At 66.4% G+C, this 2830-nt stretch carries 2 protein-coding genes; both read left to right on the top strand.

The window, feature by feature from the left end; translation table 11 throughout:
* On the top strand, positions 1 to 1162 hold a 1162-nt coding region (locus tag EN994_RS25570), incomplete at its 5' end, for an esterase-like activity of phytase family protein (RefSeq protein ID WP_127307902.1).
* 175 nt (positions 1163 to 1337) lie between these two features.
* Positions 1338 to 2798 (top strand): MATE family efflux transporter, encoded by a 1461-nt coding sequence (locus EN994_RS25565; RefSeq protein WP_245466084.1) that lies wholly within the window; start codon positions 1338 to 1340, stop codon positions 2796 to 2798.
* Positions 2799 to 2830: the final 32 nt, after the last annotated feature.

Genomic DNA, 2830 nt, shown 5'->3' with positions numbered 1-2830 from the left:
CGAATTTGCTCCGGTCGCACCGGGCGCGGCACCTGCTGCCGGCCAGGAGCAGACGGGCGTCAAGGCAACGCTCGCCGACACCATGCTTCTCACCGACGACAAGGGGGCTGATGCCACAGGCCTCGACCCACTCAACGGCGTGCGCGCGGCAAGCGGCGACATGCCGATCCTGCCGCAAGCCGACAATGGCAAGCTGGCGCTCGACAACGAGGCGATCGTGCGGCTGCCCGATGGTTCGATGTTCATCTCCGACGAATACGGCCCGAACATCTATCGGTTTTCCGCCGACGGGCATCTGCTGTCGGCAACCCAGCCACCGGCCGCCTTCGTGCCGATGCGCCACGGCACGCCGAACTTCGCCTCGGACAATCCGGGACCCGGTGCCGCCGAGCCCGATCCGAAGGACCCCGAGACCGGCCGCCAGAACAACCAGGGCCTGGAGGGAATGGCGATGACGCCGGACGGCAAGTTCCTGATCGCGGTGCTGCAATCGGCGCCCCGGCAGGATGGCGGCGATTCGCCCGCGACGCGCCAGAACACGCGTGCGCTGGTCTATGACGCGTCCGACCTCGCCCACCTCAAACTGGCGCATGAGTATGTCGTGCCGTTGCCGGTGTTCAAGGATGCCAAGGGCAAGACCAAGATCGCCGCGCAGAGCGAGATCGTGGCGCTCTCCGACAAGACCTTCCTGATGCTGGCGCGCGACAGCGGCAACGGCCAGGGGCTGAAGGGCGACACCTCGCTGGTGCGCCAGATCTTCGTCGTCGACGTCTCGGCCGCGACCGACATCGCCGGCGGCGCCTTCGATGCCGCCGACAAGCCGCTGGCGCCCAAGGGCGTGCTCGACCCGTCGGTGATGCCGGCCAAGCTGACGCCGTTCATCGACATCAACGACAAGGGCGAACTCGGCCGCTTCGGCCTGCACAATGGCGCGCCGAACGACAAGAACAACCTGTCGGAGAAGTGGGAGGCGATGTCGGTGGTCAGCGTTCTCGATCCGAAGCTGCCCGACGACTACTTCCTGTTCGTCGCCAACGACAACGACTTCCTCGCCCAGGACGGTTTTCAGGTCGGCGCACCCTACAAGGCGGAAGACGGCGCCGATGTCGACACCATGTTCCTGGTCTATCAGGTCACGCTGCCGGGTCTCGCCGGGAAGTAACGGCCACTGCACGGGCGGGCGCGCTTGGCGCGTCCGCTGGGCTCGCGGCAGGCATGAACGGGGCAGCGGCCTTTCAGCCGCGCGTTCGCAAGGGTGCATCTCGGTCCCGCCTGCGATATCATCGTGGACTGGATCCAAATCACCATCCGCCGAGTTGCCCGCCATGGACGAAAAAATGCCCGCGCGCCGGCGCACCGGCGACCTGACCAGCGGCCCGATCCCGCGCACGCTTCTGCTGTTCGCCCTGCCGGTGCTCGGCTCCAACGTGCTGCAGTCGCTCAACGGCTCGATCAACGCCGTCTGGGTCGGCCGTTTTCTCGGCGAATCGGCGCTGACCGCCACCTCTAATGCCAACCTCGTCCTGTTCCTGATCCTCGGCACTGTGTTCGGCATCGGCACGGCGGCCACCATCCTGGTGGCCCAGTCGGTCGGTGCCCGCGACCTGCCCGAGGCGCGCCGCATTGACGGCACCAGCGCGACGTTCTTCTTCCTCGTCTCGGTTGTCTTCGCGGTCTGCGGCTGGATCTGGGTTGACGCCATTCTCAACACGCTCGGCACACCGGCCGACGCCTTGCCGCTGGCGCGCTCCTATCTGCGCATCATCTTCGTCGCCGTGCCGATGATGAACCTTCTGTCCTTCGTCATGACCGTGCTGCGCGGTGCCGGCGATTCACGCACCCCCTTCTTCTTCATGGCGCTGGCCGTCGTCCTCGACATCGTGCTCAACCCATTGCTCATCGCCGGCATCGGACCGTTTCCCGAACTCGGCATCGCGGGCTCCGCCACGTCCACGCTGATCGGCCAGACGGTTAGCGTGATCGCCATCCTGATCGTGCTCTATGTGCGCAAGCATCCGCTGCGGCTGGCCGGCGCCAACCTCGCTCTGCTGCGGCCCGATCCCACCTTGCTGCGCATCGTCGTCTTCAAGGGCGTGCCGATGGGCCTGCAGATGATCGTCATTTCGGCGGCGGCACTGACGGTGATGGGCATCGTCAATTCCTACGGCTCACAGGTCGCCGCCGCCTACGGCATCGCCGCCCAGCTGTGGACCTACATCCAGATGCCGGCGCTCGCCATCGGCGCCGCGGTGTCCTCGATGGCGGCACAGAATGTCGGCGCCGGGCGCTGGGACCGGATCGGCCGCATCGCCGCCTCAGGCGTCGGCTTCAACCTCGTCCTGACCGGCGCACTGGTTGCCGTGCTGTCGGTTTTCGACCGTTCGGTGCTGAGCCTGTTCCTGAGCCGCGACAGCGCGGCGATCGACATCGCCGTCCACATCAACAATGTCGCCTCGTGGTCGTTCATCCTGTTCGGCATAACCATCGTGCTGTTTGCCACCGTACGAGCCACGGGTGCCGTGATGCCGCCGCTGATCATCCTGGTCATTTCGGTGCTGGTCGTGCGCACCGGCTTTGCCTATTTCATGCGTGGCGTGATCGGCGAGGAAGCGTTGTGGTGGAGCTTCCCGGCGGGTTCGATCAGCTCGCTTGTACTGGCGGCGGCCTACTATCGTTTCGGCCGCTGGCGCACCACGCACATGATCGAGGACAGGCCGGCCGCCGGCGAGCCGCCGGACACCGGTCTTGGCGTGCCGCGCGGACGCGCGCATCTTTCGCCTGAAACACCGAACGGCTGAAGCCAACCCGGTTCCGCTGGACCGCTCCAGGC

The sequence above is a fragment of the Mesorhizobium sp. M7A.F.Ca.CA.002.09.1.1 genome, from assembly GCF_003998555.1.
Classification (GTDB): domain Bacteria; phylum Pseudomonadota; class Alphaproteobacteria; order Rhizobiales; family Rhizobiaceae; genus Mesorhizobium; species Mesorhizobium ciceri.
The sequence above is the reverse complement of the archived record's forward strand: the minus strand, read 5'-3'. Positions and strand labels throughout refer to the sequence as shown.